At 68.3% G+C, this 17,490-nt stretch carries 18 protein-coding genes; 13 read left to right on the top strand and 5 right to left on the bottom strand.

Annotated features, from left to right (window positions below):
- Positions 1 to 56: 56 nt before the first annotated feature.
- Positions 57 to 542, bottom strand: a complete 486-nt coding sequence (locus SMIR_RS39965; protein WP_212728187.1) for a hypothetical protein — start codon at positions 540 to 542, stop codon at positions 57 to 59.
- A 237-nt stretch (positions 543 to 779) separates the two neighbouring features.
- Between SMIR_RS39965 and SMIR_RS39960 the strand changes: the two genes are divergently transcribed.
- Positions 780 to 1,757, top strand: a complete 978-nt coding sequence (locus SMIR_RS39960; RefSeq protein WP_212728186.1) for a MarR family transcriptional regulator — start codon at positions 780 to 782, stop codon at positions 1,755 to 1,757.
- Here SMIR_RS39960 and SMIR_RS39955 read toward each other — a convergent pair.
- A complete protein-coding gene (locus SMIR_RS39955; protein WP_212728185.1) occupies positions 1,697 to 2,497 on the bottom strand; it encodes an IS701 family transposase in 801 nt (266 codons plus the stop codon). The genes SMIR_RS39960 and SMIR_RS39955 overlap by 61 nt on opposite strands.
- A 306-nt stretch (positions 2,498 to 2,803) precedes the next feature.
- Positions 2,804 to 3,601, bottom strand: coding sequence for an NAD(P)-dependent alcohol dehydrogenase (locus tag SMIR_RS39950; protein ID WP_349636930.1), 798 nt, complete (start codon positions 3,599 to 3,601; stop codon positions 2,804 to 2,806).
- Between SMIR_RS39950 and SMIR_RS44725 the strand changes: the two genes are divergently transcribed.
- From SMIR_RS44725 to SMIR_RS39910, 9 genes are all read left to right on the top strand, one after another.
- Positions 3,518 to 3,706 (top strand): hypothetical protein, encoded by a 189-nt coding sequence (locus SMIR_RS44725; protein ID WP_348774831.1) that lies wholly within the window; start codon positions 3,518 to 3,520, stop codon positions 3,704 to 3,706. The genes SMIR_RS39950 and SMIR_RS44725 overlap by 84 nt on opposite strands.
- Positions 3,707 to 3,753: 47 nt before the next feature.
- Positions 3,754 to 4,674, top strand: a complete 921-nt coding sequence (locus SMIR_RS39945) for an alpha/beta hydrolase (protein ID WP_168488296.1) — start codon at positions 3,754 to 3,756, stop codon at positions 4,672 to 4,674.
- Between the two features lie 159 nt (positions 4,675 to 4,833).
- On the top strand, positions 4,834 to 6,294 hold the full coding sequence (locus SMIR_RS39940; RefSeq protein WP_249938581.1) for a Na+/H+ antiporter: 1,461 nt from the start codon (positions 4,834 to 4,836) through the stop codon (positions 6,292 to 6,294).
- Positions 6,295 to 6,844: 550 nt separating this feature from the next.
- Complete coding sequence (locus SMIR_RS39935; protein WP_168488298.1) at positions 6,845 to 7,606, top strand: DeoR/GlpR family DNA-binding transcription regulator; 762 nt, start codon at positions 6,845 to 6,847, stop codon at positions 7,604 to 7,606.
- Positions 7,607 to 7,766: 160 nt separating this feature from the next.
- Complete coding sequence (locus SMIR_RS39930) at positions 7,767 to 9,131, top strand: ABC transporter substrate-binding protein (protein ID WP_212728184.1); 1,365 nt, start codon at positions 7,767 to 7,769, stop codon at positions 9,129 to 9,131.
- Between the two features lie 85 nt (positions 9,132 to 9,216).
- A complete protein-coding gene (locus tag SMIR_RS39925; protein ID WP_168488302.1) occupies positions 9,217 to 10,179 on the top strand; it encodes a carbohydrate ABC transporter permease in 963 nt (320 codons plus the stop codon).
- Positions 10,179 to 11,045 carry a carbohydrate ABC transporter permease gene (locus SMIR_RS39920; RefSeq protein ID WP_212728183.1) on the top strand — a complete coding sequence of 289 codons (867 nt, stop codon included), beginning with the start codon at positions 10,179 to 10,181 and terminating at the stop codon, positions 11,043 to 11,045. Before SMIR_RS39925 ends, SMIR_RS39920 begins: the two co-directional genes overlap by 1 nt.
- The gene (locus SMIR_RS39915) at positions 11,042 to 12,031 is read left to right on the top strand and encodes a zinc-dependent alcohol dehydrogenase family protein (protein WP_168488306.1); all 990 of its coding nucleotides are present in this window, start codon (positions 11,042 to 11,044) and stop codon (positions 12,029 to 12,031) included. Before SMIR_RS39920 ends, SMIR_RS39915 begins: the two co-directional genes overlap by 4 nt.
- A complete protein-coding gene (locus SMIR_RS39910) occupies positions 12,028 to 12,993 on the top strand; it encodes a carbohydrate kinase family protein (protein ID WP_212728182.1) in 966 nt (321 codons plus the stop codon). The genes SMIR_RS39915 and SMIR_RS39910 overlap by 4 nt, the downstream gene beginning before the upstream one ends.
- Before the next feature lie 32 nt (positions 12,994 to 13,025).
- Here the strand turns inward: SMIR_RS39910 and SMIR_RS39905 are convergent, their stop codons facing one another.
- On the bottom strand, positions 13,026 to 14,225 hold the full coding sequence (locus SMIR_RS39905) for an RNA-guided endonuclease InsQ/TnpB family protein (RefSeq protein ID WP_168488311.1): 1,200 nt from the start codon (positions 14,223 to 14,225) through the stop codon (positions 13,026 to 13,028).
- Between the two features lie 50 nt (positions 14,226 to 14,275).
- Between SMIR_RS39905 and tnpA the strand changes: the two genes are divergently transcribed.
- The 3 genes from tnpA to SMIR_RS39895 all read left to right on the top strand — a co-directional run bounded on the left by tnpA (position 14,276) and on the right by SMIR_RS39895 (position 16,805).
- Positions 14,276 to 14,704 carry an IS200/IS605 family transposase gene (gene tnpA, locus SMIR_RS39900; RefSeq protein WP_168488313.1) on the top strand — a complete coding sequence of 143 codons (429 nt, stop codon included), beginning with the start codon at positions 14,276 to 14,278 and terminating at the stop codon, positions 14,702 to 14,704.
- 360 nt (positions 14,705 to 15,064) lie between these two features.
- On the top strand, positions 15,065 to 15,190 hold the full coding sequence (locus tag SMIR_RS44460) for a hypothetical protein (RefSeq protein ID WP_283959578.1): 126 nt from the start codon (positions 15,065 to 15,067) through the stop codon (positions 15,188 to 15,190).
- A 451-nt stretch (positions 15,191 to 15,641) separates the two neighbouring features.
- Positions 15,642 to 16,805, top strand: coding sequence for a glycoside hydrolase family 64 protein (locus SMIR_RS39895; protein ID WP_249938660.1), 1,164 nt, complete (start codon positions 15,642 to 15,644; stop codon positions 16,803 to 16,805).
- A 14-nt stretch (positions 16,806 to 16,819) separates the two neighbouring features.
- On the opposite strand, the gene SMIR_RS39890 is transcribed toward SMIR_RS39895, so the two are convergent.
- Positions 16,820 to 17,479: a TetR/AcrR family transcriptional regulator gene (locus tag SMIR_RS39890; RefSeq protein ID WP_101408396.1), complete on the bottom strand. Its 660-nt coding sequence runs from the start codon at positions 17,477 to 17,479 to the stop codon at positions 16,820 to 16,822.
- Positions 17,480 to 17,490 lie beyond the last annotated feature (11 nt).

Genomic DNA, 17,490 nt, shown 5'->3' with positions numbered 1-17,490 from the left:
CCGGCCGATACGTCTGGTCGACGCACCGGCCTCGCACCGCTTCATTCCGAATAGGGTCAGCAGCCGCCCGAGTGCGGGCCGTCCCAGTCCTGCCCGCCGTACCAGTGCTCCGTGCCCAACGCCCAGGAGCCGCAGCCGTTCACGATCGCCCGCGCGTGCCAGGCGTCCGGGTTCGCCGAGTGGATGTCAACTGTGCCTGTGGGGACGTCCTTGGTGTAGGTGTACCCACCGCCGTATCCGTACACAGCGCTGTAGTAGGAGACGATGTTGACGTCCACCCACGCGCCTGGGTGGGAGTTCTGGAAGCCGCCCGCCCACTGCCAGTGCGCGGACGCCTGCCCGTTGCAGGTGTTGTACTGCTGCTCGACCTGCCCGGCGTACTCACCGCCGTAATAGACGTTGCCGGGCAGCCCGATGTTGATCACGCCGCAGCTGAGGGCCTTGGCCGGCTGGCGGGGGGCGGTCTGCGCCGAGGCGGTCCCCGCCAGCGACGCTGCGAGCATTCCGGTGGTTAGGGCGAGCAGTGCGAGTCTCTTGATCATCTCGTGGTTCCCCTGTTCCTGTCCGTGACTTGGATGGTTCGACGGCGATGAACCACGCGGTGGTGGTTGGCGTCTTCGTTCTCAGCACAGCGCCCAGGGGCAGGTGCTCGGAACGCTGCTTCCGCAGTGACTCAGTGCCTCTACGATTGCCCGCCGGCCGGGCGTCCGACTACGCTTTTGCGCCGGCGCGCAAAGGCCTCAGGACATCAACGCAAGGCACGAGTTGGGGGACTCAGGTTGATACGGATACGCCTCGGCGCCGATGATCTTGAACGGGTGCAGATTGCTGATGCGCCCGACTTCGGCTATGAACTCGCCCTGGGCGGGTCCGTGTTGGCCGACCGGACCCGAGCCAGTCATCTCTCACAATGGCGACGTGAGGTCGCCCGCAACTGGAACCCGGGCTACTCCAGGCTATTTGACCTCTATACCCCGGGCTATCTGCCGACGTTCTCCGGCCTGGCCGCCCGTCCCGTCCAGGCCCAGATGGCCCACCCGGCCGTCGATCCCGACTCCACCGGCACTGTCCTCCACGTGCGCGACCTGGCTCGGGCCCGTGCCCTGACGCCCTTCACCACTGCTCTGGCCGATGGACATGCTCCCGCGTACGGCGCGTTAAGTAAGCTGGTCTCCGGCTTCCAGACCATCGCGTTGGATCCGTTCCGACGCCGGATCACCTCCGTTGTGGCTACCGCTTCGGCTCGGGCCGGAACCCGGGCTGCGACATCCGGTATCGATGCCATGCTGCGCACTCTGCACCCCATGGTGCACTGGGATGGGTCTGTACTGGCCCTGGACATCCTCCACGACTGCCACGAGCCGCTTGAAGGCCGCCCGTTGGTTCTTCAGCCCTCGGCGCTCGCGATCGGGATCAGCATCAACCCCGCTGCCGACTCGGTCACCATCACGTACCCGGCAACCAACGGTGTCCTTGCCCTTGATCCCGCATCACGCGCGCCAAGCTTGGCCTTGGCAACATTGCTCGGCTCCACCAGGGCGGCCGCTTTGGCCGCCGTGGTCGAGGCTCCGGCTCTGACCACCGGAGACCTCGCGGCGGTCCTGGGCCTGTCTGCTGCCGCCGCCTCCCGGCAGGCCACCGCCCTACGCGAGGCCGGCCTGATTGCCACGTTCCGCAACGCCCAGACCGTTCACCATCACCCGACCCGGCTCGGTAGGGACCTGCTCAGCGGCTCGGACGACGCCAGGGACTGGTGAAAGGGGAGGTGACGACATCTCGAACGCTCTCCCCGCGCGAGCGGGGGTGGTCCGTTCCCCCTTTCGGGATCGAGGGGAGCCTCCCCGGTTCTTCCTGCACAGGCGGGGGAGTCCGGCTGCGGGTCACGGCCGTAGTCGGCGTCGGCCAGCACCCAGGAGAACGGCACGTGGGTTGCGCGGGCCTGCTCGAGCATCGTGCTGGCCAGTTCGGGCTTGGTGGCGAAGCCGACGTCCTGGGGCACCCCGGTTTCACGGCATCGCTGCTGGTCGGCGGTCCATTCCTCGGGCAGGTACAGGCGGCGGTCGATGAAGGCATGCCCGGTTTGGGTGGCGTAGGTGAGCATCACCATGGTCTGGCAGTTGGGGACATCGCCCGTCAGACCGCAGTGCTGGTAGGCCACCCCGACCGACTTGGTGACCTTCTTCTGCGCCTGCGTGTCGTCGATCACCAGCGAGGCGTCCGGATCGCCCAGATGTGTCACGACGTACTCGCGGACCGCGTCCCGCAGCAGGTCAGCACACCACACCGAGCCGTTCAGCAGCCACTGCATCCGATCCGCGGTCACATGCCCGGCCCGCTCGGCCAACGTCCAGCCGTTCTTCCTCGGCAACTCCGCCAGCAGCCCCTCGACGAACTGCGCGAACACCACCCGAGGCTCCGGCCGGTTGAACAAACGCCCCATCGAGCCGCTCAGTTCGGTCAGCGCCGCGTCCCACCCGGCTATCTGCTCAGCCGTCACACTCTGCATCATGCCCGGTCAACGACGAACGAAGACCCTCGTCACATGATCTCCGGCTGTAGTACTAGCTCTTCGAGTAGCGGTCGCACCAAGCTCCAATGCCAACCCTGATGGGCTCCCCCGTGGAGGAATATGAACGTTGCCACTGGATATCCCTTCGCGATCACAACGTCAGGTGCCGTTGCCTTCTGCAACTGAGGGGGTGAAGGTTTGGGCCTTCAGCAAGGACGCCCGAGCCCGGCGGCTGAGCAGCGCCGGGTCTCCCGTCCTACTGCACAACAGCCGCAGGACGGGAGCTGTCCGTAGTCAGTCTGCCGCCATCGTGCTGATGTCGATCACGAACCGGTAGCGGACGTCACCAGCTGCGAGCCGATCGAAGGCAGCGTCGATCTGATCCGCCTTGATGACCTCCACTTCGGCGGCGATCTCGTGCTCGGCGCAGAAGTCGAGCATTTCCTGTGTCTCCTGGATGCCGCCGACCAGCGTGCCCGCCATCGATCGTCGGTTGTACAGAAGGGAGAAGACATCTACGCTGATCGGCTTCTTGGGGACGCCGAGGTTGACGAACGTGCCGTCCAGCGTAAGCAGTTCGAGAAGGGCCTCGTAGTCGAGGTTCGCCGGCGCGGTCGAGACGATCAGGTCGAAGGTTCCGGCCAGATCAGTAAACGTCGCGGGGTCGGTGGTGACCCGATAGTCACGGGCACCGCGCCGCATTGCGTCGTCACGCCGGTCCAGGGTCAGGTCCAGTACGGTCGGGGGCGCGCCCAGCGCTGCCGCGATCGGCACGCCGACGTGTCCGAGGCCCCCGAAGCCAACGATCGCGACACTCTTGTCCGCTCCGGCCTTCCAGTGCCGGAGCGGCGAGTACATCGTGATCCCGGCGCAAAGCAGGGGCGCGGCGGTGCGCAACGGAAGGGCATCGGGGATGCGGACCACATAGGCCTCATCGACGACGATCTTCTCGCTGTATCCGCCCAGGGTGGGCTGCCCGTCGCGGCCGGTGTCGTTGTAGGTCCGCACGTGCCCGACACGGCAGTACGGCTCCAGCCCCGCCCGGCAGTGGTCGCACTCCCGGCAGGAGTCGACCATGCAGCCGACTCCCACCCGGTCCCCGACCGAGAACCTGGTCACCTCGGGCCCCGCGGCGGACACGACGCCGGCTACCCCCAGGTCGGCGACCTCACCCTCAGCGGCCAGAGCATGCACTGAGCGCGCTCGCCACCGGTGTGGGATTCCTGCCGATGACCGTGCTCGGTGTGAGCACCGGGAAGGTCAGCTTCCCGCACGGCGGGCACCAGGTCGTCGGCAACGTCTTCCTGCCGCCCGGCTTCGACGAGACCAAGAAGTACCCGGCCATCGTCGCCCCCCACCCCTTCGGCGCCGTGAAGGAGCAGGCCTCAGGTCTGTATGCCGAACGCCTCGCCGGACAGGGGTACATCACGCTCGCCTACGACGCCTCCCACTACGGCGAGAGCGGCGGCGAGCCGCGCCTGTTCGAGGTCCCTGGCGACCGGGTCGAGGACATCCGCTGCGCCGTCGACTACTTCTCCGACCACCCCCAGGTCGACCCGGAGCGCATCGGTGCGCTGGGCATCTGCGCCAGCGGCGGTTACACCGTCAACGCGGCGCAGACCGAGGCTCGGATCAAGGCGGTCGCCACGGTCAGCGCCTTCAACGTCGGCGACGCGCGCCGCAACGGCGTCCCGCGCGGTCTGTTCACCGAGGAGTTCCGCGTCCAGCGTCTGAAGGAGATCGGCGAACAGCGCACCAAGGAGGCGGCGGGCGAGCCCCTCCATATGATCAACTTCGTGCCCATGTCGGCCGAGGAGATCGACGAGAACACCCCGGAGCTGTACCGCGAGGTCTACGACTACTACCGCACGCCGCGCGCGCAGCACCCGAACGCGCCCGGCAAGTACGCCTTCACCAGCCTGGACAGGCAGATGGCGTTCGACGCGTTCACCCACGTCGAGTCGATCTCGCCGCGGCCGCTGCTGATGATCGCCGGTTCCGAGGCCGACACGCTGTACTTCAGCCGCGAGGCCATCGACAAGGCGAACGAGCCCAAGGAGCCGTTCGTGATCGACGGCGCCACGCACATCGACATGTGCGACCGGCCGCAGTTCGTGCCGCAGGCGATCACCAAGCTGACGGACTTCTACGCCAAGTACCTGTAGACGGCCACACTCGTCCGTTGAGCGCATCGCCGTACTGCGGGATCGGTGATCCGGTCAGACTGCGCCCGTGGCGAGGGCGGGCGAGCGACGCCGTCGTCGTTGTCCGCCCCCGCCGCTCCGTCGCCGTCCCGTTGCCCTGCTGCCACTTGGGAGAGTCTCGTGCTCGGTCTCGAACTCCTCGTCGCCGTCGGGCTCGCGATCCTGGTCGGCACCGTCACCTCCGGGCGTCTCCGCGTCCCCGAACCACTTCTTCTGCTCACCCTCGGGGTGATCATCGGCTTCGTCCCGGCGCTGCGTCGGGTGCAGTTCTCCCCGGACGTGGTTCTGCTTCTCTTCCTTCCGGCGCTCGTGTACTGGGAGAGCGTCACCACATCGCTGCGGCAGATCCGCCGGGACCTGCGTGGCATCGTGCTCGTGAGCACCCTGCTCGTCATCCTGACGGCCGCCGTGGTCGCGGTCGTCGCCCATGAACTGGGCCTGTCCTGGGGCGCGACCTGGGTGCTCGGCGTGTCCGTCGCACCCAGCGACGCCACCGCGCTCGGTGTGGTCGCCCGCCTGCTGCCCCGCCGAAACGTCACGCAACTGCGCGCCGAGAGCCTGATCAACGACGGCACCGCCCTGGTCGTCTACGGCCTCACCGTCGGCATCGCCGTCGGCGAGGAGCACTTCTCCGTGCCGCACGTCCTGGGTCTCTTCCTCCTCTCGTACGTCGGCGGAGCCGCGGCAGGAGCGCTGACCGCATGGGTCGGCATCCAGGTCCGCCGACGTGTGGACGCGCCTCTGGCGGAGAACACCGCGATCCTCCTCATCCCCTTCACGGCGTATCCGTTCGCCGAGTCCATCGAGGCCTCCGGGGTCCTGGCCGTCATCGCGTGCGGGCTCATCATGAGCCAGGCCGGACCCCGCCTCGGCCATGCCCACCAGCGCCGCCAGACCGAGGAGTTCTGGTCCCTGGCCACCTTCCTCCTCAACGGCACCCTGTTCGTCCTCGTCGGACTCGAGGTGCGGACGGCCGTACGCGACCTGAGCGCCTCCGACCTCGGCCGCGCGCTGGCCGCCATCGCGGCCATCTCCGTGACCCTCGTCGTCGTACGCTTCGTCTTCCTGGTCACCAGCATCTACACGATCCGTGCCCTCGACCGCAGTCCCAGCCAGAAACTGCGCCGCAGCACCCACCGCGCCCGCGTGGTCAGCGCGCTGTCGGGCTTCCGCGGCGCCGTCTCGCTCGCCATGGTCCTCTCGGTGCCCACCGCACTCGACTCGGGTGAACCGTTCCCCGACCGCGACGCGATCATCTTCGTCACCTGCGGGGTCATCGTCGTTACCCTGCTCCAGAGACTCCTGCTGCCCGGCGTAGTCCGCTGGCCCGCCTCCCCCACGACACCTCCCTCGAAGAGGAACGCCACCTCACGGAGACCACCACCGCGGAAGCCCTCGCCGTCCTCCCGAAACTCGCCACGACCCTCGACACCACACCCGAGGCCGCCGATCGCCTTCGTCAGGAGTACGAGACCCACCTGGAGGTCCTGCAGGCCGACAAGGGCGAGCCGGCGGCACTGCACGCGCGGGACTACACCGCCCTGCGCCTGGCCCTGCTCACCCACAAACGCGGCATCCTGATCCGCCTCCGCGACGAACAGCGCACCGACGACAGCGTCCTGCAGCAGATGCAGACCCGTCTCGACATCGAAGAAGTACGGCTGATCCGCCGCGAGACCGCCGACTGACCGTCTGCCGGCATCCGAAGCCGCTCTGGACCCTCTGTCCGGGCATGCTCGCCGGCTAGTGGCTGCTGCCCCGGCGCTCCGCCGCCAATCACTACGCACCGCTCGGCGGCTGAACTGCAATCGGCAAAGGGCCCATGTGGACAGCGAACCTGCCCAACACCCCTCCTCTGTGCGAAACAAGCCATGGGCCGAGCGGTGACGAGGTGGGTCACGGTTCGCCGTCCACCCGAACCGGGCACTGAAGGCGGGCCATACGGACATCGGGAATGGGGACAAACCGCACAGCGGGGTCGTGAGCTGGGATTTCGTGTAATCCCTTCAGGCATCATCGGGCGAATTCAGGCCCATTGTGGGCCACTTTGCGCCAAAAGCTGATTGGTATAAATGTCCGGCAAGACCGGGCACGCCGTGCCCGGACCGGAACGGAAGGCGAGGTGAGTGCGATGAACGCCGAAGAGCGTCAGAGCCGGATTCTCGCGCTCGCCCGTCACCAGGGACGGGTCGAGGTCACCACCACGGCTGTCGACCTGGCTGTAGCACCTGAGACCGTCCGCCGCGATCTCGGCGTGCTGGAACGCAGGGGGCTGCTCCGCCGCACCTACGGCGGCGCATACCCCGTCGAAGGCGCGGGCTTCGAAACAGGCCTCCCCGAACGGGAGACTCTGCACGTCAAGGACAAGCGCCGTATCGCCGCGGAGGCGGTCAAGCTCCTCGGTGACGCAGAGACCGTGTTCGTGGACGAGGGCTACACCCCGCAGCTCCTCGCCGCGCTCCTTCCGGGCGAGCGGCCCCTGACCGTGGTCACCGCGTCGCTGTCCACCGCAGCCGCGATCGTGGACTCCCCGCAGCTCAACGTGTTGCTCCTGGGAGGCCGGGTCCGGGCCCGGACGCTGGCCACGGTGGGCTCATGGGCCTGCGCCATGCTCGAGGGATTCGTGATCGACCTGGCCTTCCTCGGGTCGAACGGCATCTCCCGGGAGCTCGGTCTGACCACCCCCGATCCGGTGGTGGCGGACGTCAAGGCCAAGGCGCTGGCCGTGTCGCGCCGACGTGTGCTCATGGGGCACCACAGCAAGTTCGGTGCCAGCAGCTTCTGCCGCTTCGCCGGGGTGGACGACTTCGAAGCGATCGTCACCGACACCGGGCTCTCCAGCGCCGAAGCGCACCGCTACTCACTGATGGGACCCCGCGTCCACCGGGTCTGACCGCTCAGCCCACACCCCCTACCCGCACGGGACGGATCCGCCGGAGCCGCCCCGACGGCACCCCCTACCCGCACGGCCGAGACCGCTTCCGCCCGATTCCCCATCCTTCTCCACCTCTCCCCTGTCAGCTCACACCCGACATTTCATGAAAGGGACAATCATGAATTCGAGACCGACTGTTCTGCGCCGCTCTGTGCCACTGGGAGCGCTGGCCGTGTGCGGCGCCCTGCTCACCGCCTGTGCCGGCGCCGGTGGCTCCGGGGGCGGCTCAGGTTCGCACTCCATCAACGTGCTGATGGTGAACAACCCGCAGATGGCGGACCTGCAGAAGCTCACGGCAGCCAACTTCACGAAGGAGACCGGCATCAAGGTCAACTTCACGGTGCTGCCCGAGAACGACGTCCGCGACAAGATCACCCAGGACTTCTCCAGCCAGGCCGGCCAGTACGACGTGGCGACGATCAGCAACTACGAGACGCCGATCTACGCCAAGAACGGCTGGCTCGCCCCGCTGACCTCGTACACGAAGAAGGACACCGCCTTCGACCAGAGCGACATCCTGCCCGCCATGCAGCAGTCCCTGACTGCGTCCGGCCAGGTATACGCCGAGCCGTTCTACGGCGAGTCGTCCTTCCTGATGTACCGCAAGGACGTCTTCAAGGAGAAGGGGCTGACCATGCCGGCCAACCCCACCTGGCAGCAGGTGGCGGCCCTGGCCGCCAAGGCCGACGGTGCCCAGTCCGGGATGAAGGGCATCTGCCTGCGCGGCCTGCCCGGCTGGGGTGAGCTGATGGCCCCGCTGACCACGGTGGTCAACACCATGGGCGGCACCTGGTTCGACAAGAACTGGAAGGCCCAGGTCGACAGCGCCGCCTTCACCAAGGCGACCAAGTTCTACGTCGACCTCGTGCGCGCCCACGGTGAGGCGGGCGCCCCGCAGTCCGGGTTCGCCGAGTGCCTCAACAACATGGAGCAGAGCAAGGTCGCCATGTGGTACGACGCGACCTCCGCGGCCGGGTCGCTCGAGTCCAGCGATTCGCCGGTGGCCGGAAAGGTGGGCTACGTGCCCGCGCCGGTCGACCAGACCAAGAGCTCGGGCTGGCTGTTCACCTGGGCCTGGGGCGTGCAGAAGGCGAGCACGCACCAGGCCGACGCCTGGAAGTTCATCTCCTGGGCGTCCAGCAAGAAGTACGAGGACCTCGTCGGCACCAAGCTCGGCTGGTCCCGGGTCCCGGCCGGCAAGCGGACCTCCACCTACACCAACCCGAAGTACGTCGCCGCGGCCTCGGCCTTCGCCACCGCCACCGCGAACGCGCTGAAGACCGCCGACCCGAGCAACCCGGGCGTGCAGCCCCGGCCGGCGCCCGGCATCCAGTTCGTCGGCATCCCCGAGTTCACCGATCTGGGCACAAAGGTCTCCCAGCAGATCAGCTCCGCCATCGCCGGCAAGACCAGTGCCGAGCAGGCGCTGAAGGCAAGCCAGGCGCTCGCCGAGAAGGTCGCCGCCAAGTACGCGGCCAAGTGATCCCTGCCCGATCCACCCGACGCTCCCGTCTCCCCTCTCCCGCACCAGTGGGACCGGGAGACGGGGGCACAGCGGAGACACACCGATGACCATCACTCACTCGCTCACCAGGCGTGCCCGGGCACCGCAGACCGCTCGACGGACAACACCCCCGCGGCAATCCCGCGGGGCATGGGCCCGGCGGGCCCCGCTGCTCCCGGCCCTGATCTTCATGATCGTGGTCACCCAGCTGCCGTTCGTCGGCACCGTGGTGATCTCGTTCATGCGCTGGAACGCCCTCGATCCGGACAACAAGGCCTTCGCGGGCCTCCAGAACTACAAGGAGGCGGTGACCGATCCGCAGCTGCGTTCCTCCCTGCTGACGACTGTCACGCTGACCGTCAGCGTGGTCCTGGTCAGCCTGGTCATGGGGTTGGGGCTGGCGCTGTTGCTGGACCGCCAGTTCCGCGGCCGCGGCATTGTCCGCACGATGCTGATCACACCGTTCCTCGTCGTGCCCGTGGCCTCCGCGCTGCTGTGGAAGCACGCGCTGTACAACGCCACCTACGGGCTGATCAACGGATCGCTCACCTGGCTGTGGAGCCTGTTCGGCAGCGACAGCCCACCGCAGCCCGACTGGCTGTCGTCGCTGCCGCTGATGTCCGTGGAGGCGTCGCTGATCTGGCAGTGGACGCCCTTCATGATGCTGATCCTGCTGGCCGGACTGCAGAGCCGCCCCATGGACGCCGTCGAGGCGGCCCGCGTGGACGGCGCCACCACCTGGCAGGTCTTCCGCTACCTCACCTTCCCCCACCTGCGCCGCTACCTGGAACTCGCCGCACTGCTCGGCAGCATCTACGTGGTGCAGAACTTCGACGCCGTCTTCACCCTCACCGGCGGCGGCCTCGGCACCGCCAACCTGCCCTACACGGTCTACGAGACCTTCTACCAGGCCCATGACTACGGCCAGGCCTCCGCGGAGGGCGTCGTCGTCGTCCTGTGCTCCCTCCTCGTGGGCTCCTTCGCGCTTCGGACCGTCTCGTCCCTGCTCCGAGAGGAGACTCGCTGATGGCCGCGACCCTCGACACTCCCCAGCGCCCCAGGGGCTTTGCGGCCCGAGGCCGACGCGGTGCGCTCGGCCTGCTGGCCTGGCTCTGCGGAACCGTATTCTTCCTTCCGGTCGTCTGGATGGTGCTCACCTCGCTGCACCGCGAGTCCGACGCCGCGACCAATCCGCCGAGCCTGGGGGCACCGCTGACCCTCCAGGGCTATCGGGAGTTCTTCGGCGCGAGTACCGGAGTCTCCCCCTGGCCGCCCCTCATCAACTCCTTCTCCGCAAGCCTCATGTCGACGCTGCTGGTGCTGGTGCTGTCCATCCCGGCCGCCTACGCACTGTCCATCAAACCGGTGCGCAAGTGGACCGACGTGATGTTCTTCTTCCTGTCCACCAAGATGCTGCCCGTGGTGGCCGGCCTGCTGCCGATCTACCTGATCGCCCAGAACAGCGGCATGCTCGACAACGTCGCGCTGCTGGTCGTCCTTTACACCTCGATGAACCTGCCGATCGCAGTGTGGATGATGCGTTCCTTCCTCGCCGAGGTCCCCGTCGAGATCCTGGAGGCAGCCTCCATCGACGGCGCCGGGCTGCCCACCGTCCTCGCCCGGATCGTCGCACCGGTCGTCGCGCCCGGCATCGCTGCCACCTCGCTGATCTGCTTCATCTTCAGCTGGAACGAACTCCTCTTCGCACGCGTGCTCACCGGCGTCGTCGCCGGCACCGCACCCGTGTTCCTCACCGGCTTCGTCACCAGCCAGGGCCTCTTCCTGGCCAAGGTGTGCGCCGCCGCCGTCTGCATCTCCCTGCCGGTTCTCATCGCCGGATTCGCCGCCCAGGACAAGCTGGTCCAGGGCCTGTCCCTTGGAGCAGTCAAGTGAAAGCCGCCGTCATCAGCGCGCCCGGCCAGGTCGGCGTGGAGACCGTCGACGACCCCACACCGGGCCCCGGCCAGGTGGTGATCGAAGTCTCGGCCTGCGGCCTGTGCGGCACCGATCTCCACATACTCCAGGGCGAGTTCGCACCCACCCTGCCCATCATCCCCGGACACGAGTTCGCCGGCGAGGTCGTCGCCCTGGGCTCCGGCGTACGCGACCTGAAGGTCGGCGACCGCGTCGCCGTGGACCCCTCCCTGTACTGCCACGAGTGCCACTACTGCCGTATCGGGCGCGGCAACATGTGCGAGCGCTGGAACGCCATCGGTGTCACCGTCCCCGGCGGCGCCGCACAGTACACGGCCGCCCCCGCCGCCAACTGCGTCAAGCTCCCCGAGCACGTCCGCACCGAGGACGCCGCCCTCATCGAACCACTGTCCTGCGCGGTGCGCGGCTACGACATCCTGCGCTCCACGCTCGCCAGCAATGTGCTGATCTACGGCTCGGGCACCATGGGCCTGATGATGCTGGAACTCGCCAAGCGCACCGGCGCGGCCACGGTCGACATGGTCGACATCAACGAGGACCGGCTCGCCACCGCCCGCACCCTCGGCTGCAGCAACGCGGTGACCACCGCCGACGCGATCGAGCGCCCGCGCGGCTGGGACGTCGTCATCGACGCCACCGGCAACGCCCACGCCATCCAGGACGCCCTGGGCCGGGTCGGCAAGGGCGGCACCTACCTCCAGTTCGGCGTCGCCGACTACGCGACCCGGGCCACCATCGACCCGTACCGCATCTACAACCAGGAGATCACCATCACCGGCTCGATGGCGGTCCTGCACAGCTACGAGCGAGCCGCCGAACTGTTCGCCGGCGGCGTGCTCGACCCGGAGATCTTCATCAGTGACCGGCTGCCGCTGGCGGACTACGCCGAGGCCATACGGCAGTTCCAGGCCGGCGAGGGCCGGAAGATCCAGGTCCTCCCGTGACCGGGAGACTCCCGGCACTCGTCATCGGCGAAGCCCTGGTGGACATCATCGCCGGCCCCGACGGCCCGCGCCGCAGCCACCCCGGCGGCAGCCCCGCCAACGTGGCGCTGGGCCTGGGCCGGCTCGGCCACCCGGTCCGGCTCGCCACCCGCCTGGGAAACGACCCCCACGGTCGCCTGGTGCGAGAGCACCTGGAGGGCAGCGGGGTCGAACTGGCACCGGGCTCCGTGGTCGGCACCGCGACCTCCACGGCAACGGCCGTGCTCGACGACACGGGCGCCGCGAACTACGCCTTCGACCTCACCTGGGCACTGCCGGCGGCCGTCGAGGAGTCGCTGCGCGACGGCCCGCCGGCGCACGTCCACACCGGATCCATCGCCACCGCCCTGGCTCCGGGAGCCGACCAGGTCCTCAGCGCCCTGCACGGCCTACGGGCCTCCGCAACCGTCTCCTACGACCCCAACCTGAGGCCCGCACTGCTCCGCTCCGCGGAGCAGGAACGCGAACGGGTGGAACAACTCGTCGCCCTCAGCGACGTGGTGAAGGCGAGCGAGGAGGACCTGGCCTGGCTCCACCCGGACGTCGCCCCCGACAGGACGGCGGCTCGCTGGGCCCGAAACGGCCCGGCATTGGTCGTCCTCACTCTGGGAGCAGACGGCGCCCGGGCCTGGTGGCGACACGGCTGCCAGGACATCGCGCCGTTGCCCGTCCGGGTCACGGACACCGTGGGGGCGGGCGACGCGTTCATGGCCGGACTGACCAGCGGGCTACTCCACGCCGGGCTGCTGGGAGCCGGCCCCGAAGCCGAGGCGGCGACGGCACGCGCGGCACTCCGCGCGGCGACGGAGACCGACCGACTACCCACGGCCCTCGGCGCGGCGCTGGCAGTGGCCGCCCGAGCGGCCGCTCTCACATGCGCGCGCGAGGGGGCGAACCCGCCCCCACTGCAGCAGAACTGGTGACTCCTCCCCCTCATAAATGAGGGGGCTTCTCGCTATGCCGGTCGGGCGTCGCGACGGACCAGCCCGGCCCGTAGAACGTTCAGGGCGCCCACTGTGTCCGCGTGCGCGTTGTGGCGGCACGAGACGCAGTGGAACTTTTCCTGTGTGGGCCGGTTCTCCTTGGCGGTGTGCCCGCATGCGGGGCACCGCCGGGAGGTGTTGCGGGGGTCCACGGCGATCACTTCCCGTCCGGCACCTTCCGCCTTGGCGGCCAGGATCGCGAGGAACACCCCCCATCCGGCATCGGCGATGCTTCGGTTGAGTCCGGCCTTCGCGGTGGCCCCGTTGGGCAGGAAGCTGCCCGGCTGTTCGGGGTCTGGCCTGGGCGCGGGGGTCTTGCTCATGTTGCGGATCTTGAGGTCTTCGTGCGCGATGATGTCGTGTGCGCGGACGAGGTCGAGCGCGGTCCTGTGCGCGTGGTCCAGGCGCTGACGCCGGACTTTTCGATGCATCCGGGCAACAGTCTCCACGGCCTTGCGGCGGCGCTTGGAACCGCGCTTGCACCGGGCGAGGGCCTGCTGCGCGGCTTCGAGTTTCGCGGCGGCTTTGCGGCCGTGGCGGGGGTTGGGTACGAACTCGCCGTTGGAATCGGCGAGGAAGTTGGCTATCCCGAGGTCGATGCCGACCACGCTGCCGGTCGCGGGGAGCGGTTCGGGTGCGGCCTGGTCGGCGGTGAGGATGACATACCAGCGGCGCCCTTCGCGCTTGACGGCGATCGTCTTGACCTTGCCGGGGACGGGGCGGTGCTGATGCACCCTGACGTGTCCGACACCTTGCAGACGGACGCGGGTGGCGGGGTCGTGCGGTGTGCTGTCCCAGCGGCAGCCGTCGCCGTCCTTGGGGAATTCCACGGTGTCGAACCGCTTGTTCGACCGGAAGCGGGGATAGCCGGGTTTTTCACCGGCCTTGACGCGCCGGAAGAACGCGGCGAACGCCTTGTCCAGGCGGCGCAAGGTGGCCTGCTGGGATGAGAAGGACCAGCGCCCCTGACGCTCGGGGTCGAAGGCGCGGATGTCCTTGAGCTGGGCGGACTGCTGCCCGTACCGGACGGTGGTCTTCGAGGTGTGCCGGTAGGCGTCGCGGCGTTCCTGCAAGGCTCCGTTGTAGAGCGAGCAGTGATCGCGCAGCATCTCGGCGAGCGCGCTCTGCTGGCCCACGGTGGGCCTGATGAGGAACTTGTACGCACGGATCATCCAGCCCACCCCCTCCCTGGTCCCTTCCAAGATCCTACTACGCTTGGGGTATGTCACCACGCTGGGATCCGAACCCCGATATCCGCACCGGCCGCCACGTAGCCTACGACCTGCACGCCCACTTGGTGTTCGTCACGAAGTACCGGCGTGGCGTCTTCGATGACGGGATGCTGAAGCGGTGCGAGGAGATCATGCGGGAGGTGTGTGGCAAGTTCGAGGTGGAGCTTCGGGAGTTCAACGGCGAGGCCGATCACGTACACCTGCTGGTGCACTATCCGCCGAAGGTTGCCCTGTCCAAGCTGATCAACTCACTCAAGGGCGTCAGCTCCCGCTACCTGCGGGCCGAGTACACCGGCCGGATCAACCGGATCGGCATGGGCTCCGTTTTCTGGTCCCGCTCCTACTTCGCAGGCTCATGCGGCGGCGCACCGCTCACCGTGATCCGTCAGTACATCGAGGGCCAGAAACGCCCCGTCTGACCGTCACCCCGGAGGCGCAGCGGACTCCGCCGCTGCGCGGCTCCGGCCCGAGGATGCGTTTCCCTCCCCGGCTGAAGCCGGGGATACCCACGCAAGATCAGGGATGGTGTGACCTTCGGGCCGTCCGTCCCGTTCCGGCGCGGCGGGCTGCTCGGGCGAGGCAGCACGACACCGGATCACTGCAGCCACCGCCTGCCATGTCGCTCGTGTCGGCGGCACCGTCGACGAGCGGGGCCGGCTGCTGTTGCACCCCGACCACGAGGGCGGCCGGCACGCCCGGCACACAGCGCTGCGCTCGGGGCAGCACGCGCTGCTGGCCCACATCCGTCGGCTCCGGCTTGAGCACTACCGATGGTGCTCGTGCGGCGTCGCGGTGCCCTGCGCATCGCTTCCTTCGAGCAGGAGCTCGGCGGCCAGGGCGCCCGGGGTGACCGCGGGCTGCTGCACATACCCGACCGGCGCAAACAGGGACGCAAGGGCCCCTGACTCATCCGGAGCGTCGGCAGATCCCAAAGGATCGCCTACTGCCACGAGTACACCCTTTGGCTAAGGGAGTACGAGCGGTGCTGGGGAGCGCATGAGGAGAATCGACTGCGTAACTCCATGCACCTTGAAAGACACTCAAAGACTCATCGACGCAGGCAATGGACTGCGATGATCGCTTGGGCGCGGGTCAGGGCTACCTGATAGATCGCTTCCGCCGGCTGCCGGTCAGATCCGCCCCGGACATCACCATGTGACGCCACCGCGACCGGTTGGACCAGACCAATCCTGTCCGAATCGTTGACATGTACGTCACCCGCCGCAATTCTGAGAGCGCTCTCAACGAGAACCGGACGGCTTCACTCCGCCGGAATCGACCTCGTTGGAATCCCCCCACCCAAGGAGAGAGCGAGTGCCCAGAAGGCTCAGGAGTCTCAAATGGCATGCCCTTGCGGTGGCCGCGGCCACCGCCACCACGGCGCTTCTCACGTTCGGCGCCCCCTCCGACGCGAGCGCGGCCGTCCCGACGACGATCCCGCTGAAGTTCACGAACAACTCCGGCCGCAGCGAACCCGTCTACATCTACGACCTCGGAACACTCCTCTCGACGGGCCAGCAGGGCTGGGCCGACGCGAACGGCACGTTCCACGCCTGGCCCGCCGGCGGCAATCCGCCGACGCCCGCGCCCGACGCCTCGATCACGGGACCGGCCAACGGCCAGTCGATGACGATCCGGATGCCCAAGTTCTCCGGCCGGATCTACTTCTCCTACGGCCAGAAGCTCGACTTCCGTCTGACCACCGGCGGTCTCGTGCAGCCGGCCGTGCAGAACCCGAGCGACCCCAACCGCAACATCCTCTTCAACTGGTCCGAGTACACGCTCAACGACTCCGGGCTGTGGATCAACAGCACCCAGGTCGACATGTTCTCGGCCCCGTACGCCGTCGGGGTCCAGCTCGCCGACGGCAGTACCAAGAACACCGGCCACCTCAAAACGGGTGGCTACACCGGGTTCTTCAACGCCCTGCGCGGTCAGCCGGGCGGCTGGGCCAATCTGATCCAGACCCGGTCCGACGGCACCGTCCTGCGGGCGCTGGCTCCCGGTCACGGCATCGAGGCGGGCGCGCTGCCGGGCACCGTCATGGACGACTACGTCAACCGCGTGTGGCAGAAGTACAGTTCGTCGACGCTGACGGTGACGCCGTTCACCGATCAGCCGAACACGAAGTACTACGGGCGGGTCTCCGGTGACGTCATGAACTTCACCAACAGCGCCGGAGCGGTCGTCACCAGCTTCCAAAAGCCCGACTCGGACAGCATCTTCGGTTGCTACAAGCGGCTGGACGCCCCCAACGACCTGGTACGCGGCCCCATTTCACGGACCCTGTGCGCGGGCTTCAACCGCTCCACGCTTCTCACCAACCCCAACCAGCCGGACACGAGCTCGGCGAACTTCTACCAGGACACGGTGACCAACCAGTACGCCCGCAAGATCCACGCGCAGATGGCGGACGGCAAGGCCTACGCGTTCGCCTTCGACGACGTCGGCAACTACGAGTCCCTCGTCCACGACGGCAACCCCCAACAGGCGTACGTCACGCTGGACCCGTTCAACTGACGGATACCGAAAGGCTAGTCGGACACCGGGCAGGTGGTCCGCTTCACGAGGTCGTGCCAGCCGGACTCCAGGCGTTCGAGGGGCATCCCGCACTGTCGCGTCAGGTGATGGATCAGGGCGGGTTCCAGGTAGCCCATGAGGGTCTGGGCCAGGAGAACGCTGTCCGCGCCGGGCACGGCCTCGCGCAGGAGCATGGCGACATGCGTGAAGCGGACGCGGTACGGGGCGGAGCTGAAGCGGCGGGAGGCGTCCGGCTCGGCGGCGATGTACAGGTCGAGCCGGTCGTGGATCTCGCGCAGGACCCGGCAGCCGAAGGCGTGCAGGCGGTCCGCCGGTGACGCGCCGGGGCCGAGAGGCGGCGGGCCGCTGAGGAAGGCGGCCTGGAACTGCTGCTCGGTGTGGTCGAGCAGGGCCATCAGCAGGCCGGTGCGGTCACCGAAGCGCCGGAAGACGGTTCCCTTGCCCACCGAGGCCGCGACGGCGACGGCCTCCATCGTGACATTGGCGACCCCGTGCTCCTCCACCAGGCGGGTGGCGGCCTCCAGCAGCCGCGCGCGGTTGCGCGCGGCGTCGGCGCGGAGCTGCGGCGCGGCAGGCCCGACGGTCAGCTCCAGCGGGACCGGGGCTCCCGAGGGTTCCTGCCCTCTCGGGAAGGGCGGAAGTGGGGTGGACATGAACACAGCGT

The organism is Streptomyces mirabilis (assembly GCF_018310535.1).
In the GTDB taxonomy this organism is placed as follows: domain Bacteria; phylum Actinomycetota; class Actinomycetes; order Streptomycetales; family Streptomycetaceae; genus Streptomyces.
The sequence above is the reverse complement of the archived record's forward strand: the minus strand, read 5'-3'. Positions and strand labels throughout refer to the sequence as shown.